This window comes from Paraburkholderia sp., from assembly GCF_034668105.1.
Taxonomy (GTDB): domain Bacteria; phylum Pseudomonadota; class Gammaproteobacteria; order Burkholderiales; family Burkholderiaceae; genus Paraburkholderia.
Map to the genome: position 1 here is coordinate 1 of NZ_JAXDPY010000303.1, position 5,389 is coordinate 5,389.

Sequence of the window (5,389 nt, forward strand, 5' to 3'; positions counted from 1 at the left end):
GCGCTATCTGGGTAAAACGTCGGGTGCAGTGCCCGCTTATATGGACGTCGGCGTCGCCGCGCTGCGCAAGGCGCTCGTGCGGTCGCGCATCGATGTGTACGATCAGGCCACCGTCGATCTGCTCAGCTGCCTGCAAAATGTGCACGACGTGTTTGGCACATGGGAGTGGAACGAGCGTCTCAACTCGATCGCGCGCCAATTCGGACTGTCGGCGCAGACGCTGAAGAACGCGGCTTAACACCTCCCGCCCCAACCGGTCTCCACGCCGCACCCAAAAGCAAAACGGCGATGTGGCTTCTTTCGAAGCTCACACCGCCGTTTCGGCGTGCGGAATGCAGCGCGAAAAAGCGTGCTTAGTGCAGCTTTTTCGGCAGCATCTGGCTGCGCAGGCGCTTGTGCAGGCGCTTCACCGCAGCAGCCTTCTTGCGCTTACGTGCCGTAGTCGGCTTTTCGTACGATTGACGCTCACGCAGTTCAGCGATCAGGCCATTCTTTTCGATTGCGCGACGAAAGCGGCGAATCGCCACTTCGAACGGCTCGTTTTCCTTCAGAAGAATCGTCGTCATGTAATTCCTAACTCAATCACTTGATAGGGGTAAATTGCGTGGCGGGTACCGCTCACGCGCCGGCCCTCCGGTCGTTTCGATTCATGGCCAGTAACAGGCAAACGCGGGTAGAAACCCGGCCAAACCACGAATGAAACGAGAGGCATAACGGCCACGGAGGCCGGAAAAGAGAGGTGGGGAGTTCACCGCGGAACGCGGACAGACGTAATGCCAAAGCCACGTCTGTTGCCGTTTCGCCAACCTTTCATCAATGAAAAACACTGACGAAACAGGCAAAGATCTCAATTCACTCCCGATAATATCAGGAAACTCTCCATCCTACCAGGGGTTTAGCGATTGCGCCAGGCCACTCGCAATCAGGCGCTCGCCTCGTCCAGTTCGCGGATATCGGCGCCCGTCAGCATCAAATGGACGGAGGCGGCGAGGTTTTTGAGCTGGTCGACCGAGGTCGCGCTGGCAATTGGGGCCGTTACGCTCGGGCGAGCGATCAGCCATGCTAGTGCGACGGTGGCCGGGGTGCTGCCGTGCCGCTCGGCGACCCGGTCGAGGGCGTCCAGAATACGCAAGCCGCGCTCGTTCAGATACTTTTCGACCCGGCTGCCGCGCGCCTTGTTGGCCAGATCGGCCTGGGAACGGTACTTGCCGGACAGAAAGCCGCTCGCAAGGCTGTAATACACCACCACGCCGAGCTGATTGGCGAGCGCCACCGGTTCCGTGTCACGCTCATACTCCGCGCGGTCATACAGGTTGTATTCCGGCTGCAGCAATTGATATTCGGGCAGCCCGTGCTGGCGAGACACAGCCAAGGCTTCCTCGACGCGCGCGCCGCTGTAGTTCGACGCGCCGATCACCCGCACCTTGCCCGCCTCGATCAGCTTTTGATACGCGCCAAGCGTCTCGGCCAAAGGCGTGTCGGCGTCGTCGTCGTGAGAAAAATAGACGTCGATGTAATCGGTCTGCAAGCGCCGTAGCGAATCCTCTACCGCGGCCTGTATGTTCGCCGCCGACAAACCCTTGCGCTGCGGGTGCTTGGAAACCTTGGTGGCGAGCACGATCTTGTCGCGTTTGCCGCTCTGCCTGAACCACTTGCCGATGATCGTTTCCGACTCGCCGCCCTGGTTGCCCGGCACCCACGCGGAGTAGACATCGGCAGTGTCGATAAAGTTGAGGCCCGCATCGACGAACGCATCCAGGATCGAAAACGAGGTGGCTTCGTCCGCGGTCCAGCCAAATACATTGCCGCCAAACATAAGCGGCGCGACTTCTAATTCGGAACGTCCAATTCGGCGCTTTTGCATGATTTCTCCGAGGCATGTCACAGGAGAGCAAGAGAATACGCCGTCTCGCTTCCCTCTGCAGCGCGACGCCTGGACGATCCCGTGGCTTTCAAGTTATCTGGGGCGGTGCTTCGTGATCCAGGCAGCCACTCGGGTGCGCCTCTTCCTCGCGCCGCGCTGTTCCCGCAGACACCAGCCCGCGTGCCTGCCACGAAATGCCCTCAAGCCACGAACTCATCGAACGCCAAACAGGTTCGTAGGCGATTGCAATCTGGAATTGCGGCGCGCGAGGAACCTTGGGAGCCGCGACTGCAAGCCCCGCTCGTTGGCCTCACACGCGTTGCAGACTAAATTCCGTCAGGGCATTCGTCAGCGTATCGACCGCTTCCTCGGTAACGGCGTTATAGAGAGAGGCCCGCAACCCTCCAATCGAACGATGGCCCTCCAGCCCGACAATCCCCTGCTCCCGTGCCGTCTCGACAAATGCATCGTCGAGCCGCGCATCGCCAAACGTAAACGCCACGTTCATCTGCGAGCGCCACGGGCGATCCGCGTGGATCGTCACCGCATCGCCCAAAGCGTCGAGTGTTTCGTATAGCCGCTTCGCCTTTCTTTCGTTGATGCTTTGCATCGCATGCAAACCGCCAATCTCGAAGCGCAGCCAACGGGTAATCAACGTCATCACATAGATCGCGAATACCGGTGGCGTGTTGTAGTTCGAGCCATGTGACACATGCGTGCGAAAGTCGAGAATAGCCGGCAGGCCATCCGGAATCCGCTCCAGAAGAGACCGTTTGATGACCGCCACCGTCACCCCTGCGGGACCCAGATTCTTCTGCGCATGGGCATACACCATCGAGAATAAATCCGGCCGGAATGGCTTCGACAGAAAATCGGACGACATATCCGCAATCAGCGGCGCGGGCATCTCATCTTCGCAATTGGGAAATTGCAAGCCCTCCACGGTCTCGTTCGACACATAGTGCAGATAGGCGGCCGACCTCGACACATCCAGCGCCTGAAGGTCAGGCAGTTGTCGATAGCCCGTCGCGCGACCATCCCACGCGACCTTTCTCGCGGTCACCTTGGCCGCTTCCGACGTCGCCCGACCGCTCCAATAGCCGGACGTCACGTATTCCGGCGGTGCGCTGGCCTTGGTGGCGAAATTCATTGGAATCATCGCGAACTGCAGGCTGCTCCCCCCCTGCAGAAAGGTGACCGCGTAGTCATCGGAAATACCGAGCAGGCTGCGCAGGTTCTGTTCTGCTTCATTCAGGATCGACCGGAACCAGTCTGATCGATGGCTCATGCCGAGCACGGATATGCCCGTCTCCGGCAGACACGCGACGGCCTCACGGGTTTGCTCCAGCACGGTTTCCGGAAGCGCACCGGGACCACCGGAAAAATTCAATGTGTTGGATTTCATGGGTCGTGGACAAGCCTTCGGTTGAATTAACAGGAGCCCGCAGCCGCGCGGCGCAGCATCTGCTGAAATGCATCGAAGACTCGACGCATTTGCGACGCCTTATAAGGAAACTTGCCTGGATCGTCCATGTCATGCACGACCATCGCAGTGGCAATCTCGAAGATCAGCAGGCGGCCATCACTCGTTTCGGCGCAGTCGAATCCTACGTAATCCAGATCAGTTGCTTCGGCAATCATGCGAAACGCTTCGCGATGACGCACCGCAAAGTCCGAATCGAAACTTGCCATCAGGCGCGCCTCCTCCTCCCGGCGCTCAGGGTGCGCAATCATCTCGGGGTACGGATAGTGGACCATCCATTCGCGTGAAATCCCCATGTGGCACACGAACGGCGCGCCCTCGATCATCACGATCCGGTACTTCCGGAACAAGCCGTCTGCGCTGCTGTAGTCGATGAACGGTGCGACGTAATATTCCTGAACGTCCGTGCCGTCCACATAACGTGCAAGGTCAAGCCCGTCAGACACTTTCACCAGCCCCTGTCCGGCGTGCGAGCCCACGGGCCTCACAATGAAAGGGTAATGTCGGTCCAGCACATCGGACAGATCGAACGTGCCTGACGCGGCTTCGAGAATCCGCTCGCGGGACAGCCGCACGGTGTGCGCCATGCAAACGCCCGGTACCTTGCCAAGCAGCGCATAGGCGGCATCGCGCGTCGTGTGCGCAATGCGCTCGGGCCGGTTCAGCACCCGGCAATCAGCGCGACGGGTCAGCGCTGCAATTCGAGCGAGCGGGTCGGCGTTTTCATCCAACGCGCACGCGGCAACGAGAATGACATCGTGTTCCGGCAAACTCGCGTCCTCAGGCAAATCTCCATCGACGTACAACACGTCGACCTGGAGATCGGCGTTCTCAACCAGGCATTCAAACGGCGTATTCGCCATGAGATCGCCAGGGGATTTGAGCACGAGCACCTTGACCGGCGCCTCGGCCGAGTGCGCACTCTTTAGCCGGTAATGCCTGCGCATTTGAATTGCCAGGTTTTGAACGGTGAGTGCGGACGCTTTCTGGTATTTGAGTTGCAGCACCAGCGACAAATCGAGCAGGACGTACGGATCCTCATAGCGCTCGCTATGCGCGAGCAAGCGTTCCCCGAGCGGCGTGAGATCATTCCCCGCCGTTGCTGCTCTGAGCAAAGCGGCCAGACCCAACGGCTGATAAGGCGGTGGGTGCCCTGCCTCCGCGGTGAGCGGGGTTTGAACAGGATTCATGGATGAGACGCTTCGATAAGTAATACGGGTGAGAGGCCCAACGTAGACTACTGGAATCGGACGGAACACAAAGAAGGAACAGAGGACGAAATAGCCGCCTATTCACGCGAACTGCGCGACTTGCAACGAAAGCTCGTCGCGCACTCGCTCGATTACGCCGTCCCAATCACGCGCTGCCGTCTGGCGAAAAAGCCGTGCACTCGGATACCAGGGCGTGTCATCCCGATCGTGCATCCAGCGCCAATCCGGAAAGTGCGGCAGCAGAATCCACACCGGGCGCGCGAGTGCCCCGGCCAGATGGGCGATCGACGTGTCGACCGAGATCACCAGGTCGAGTTGTTCGAGCAGTGCCGCCGTGTCGGCGAAGTCTTCCAGTTGGGCGCCAAACGAGATGACGTTGGGATGCCGCTCCAATACCGCGCGATCCGCGTCGCGGATCTCCGGCTGCGGGATCACCCAGTCAACGCCCGGCAAGTCGAAGCAGGCTTCGAAAGCGGCGAGCGGAATCGAGCGCAGTGCGTCGTTCTTGAACTGCGGATTGCCGGCCGGTGCGAGTCCAACCCGCAATCGTCCCGTCGCGCTGCGGGCCGCGAGCCGCTCGCGCCAGGGCGCTCGCCGCGCCGCGGGGGCGCGAAGATAGCCGCTCGGCTCAGCGATCGCACCAGGCGTCGTCCGGAGTATGCGCGGCAGACTGAGCAGCAAGCATTGATAGTCGCCATCGGGTCGCGCGTCGCCGCGCGCAACGATCTCGACACTCCAGTCCCGCGCCACTTCGTCGAATAACGGCCGCAGCGGCGCGTGAACCTCGAGGATCACGCGTTGCGCGAGTGCCGCTACCTGCGGCGCATAACG

5 protein-coding genes and 1 pseudogene are annotated in these 5,389 nt (G+C 60.4%); 1 reads left to right on the forward strand and 5 read right to left on the reverse strand.

All coding sequences use genetic code 11. From position 1 onward, the window contains the following. Positions 1–238, forward strand: a pseudogene (locus tag QOC89_RS13700) (hypothetical protein); the annotation flags it as partial. Positions 239–353: 115 nt separating this feature from the next. On the opposite strand, the gene rpsU reads toward QOC89_RS13700, so the two are convergent. The 5 genes from rpsU to QOC89_RS13725 form a co-directional block, all read right to left on the reverse strand. Beyond that, positions 354–566, reverse strand: coding sequence for a 30S ribosomal protein S21 (rpsU, locus tag QOC89_RS13705; RefSeq protein WP_006050883.1), 213 nt, complete (start codon positions 564–566; stop codon positions 354–356). A gap of 356 nt (positions 567–922) precedes the next feature. Next, positions 923–1,864 carry an aldo/keto reductase gene (locus tag QOC89_RS13710; RefSeq protein ID WP_323045504.1) on the reverse strand — a complete coding sequence of 314 codons (942 nt, stop codon included), beginning with the start codon at positions 1,862–1,864 and terminating at the stop codon, positions 923–925. A gap of 310 nt (positions 1,865–2,174) precedes the next feature. After that, positions 2,175–3,269, reverse strand: a complete 1,095-nt coding sequence (locus QOC89_RS13715) for a phosphoserine transaminase (RefSeq protein WP_323045505.1) — start codon at positions 3,267–3,269, stop codon at positions 2,175–2,177. 26 nt (positions 3,270–3,295) lie between these two features. After that, positions 3,296–4,537, reverse strand: a complete 1,242-nt coding sequence (locus QOC89_RS13720) for a RimK family alpha-L-glutamate ligase (protein ID WP_323045506.1) — start codon at positions 4,535–4,537, stop codon at positions 3,296–3,298. A gap of 102 nt (positions 4,538–4,639) precedes the next feature. Further along, the coding region (locus QOC89_RS13725) for a glycosyltransferase family 9 protein (protein ID WP_323045507.1) at positions 4,640–5,389 on the reverse strand (750 nt) is incomplete at its 5' end.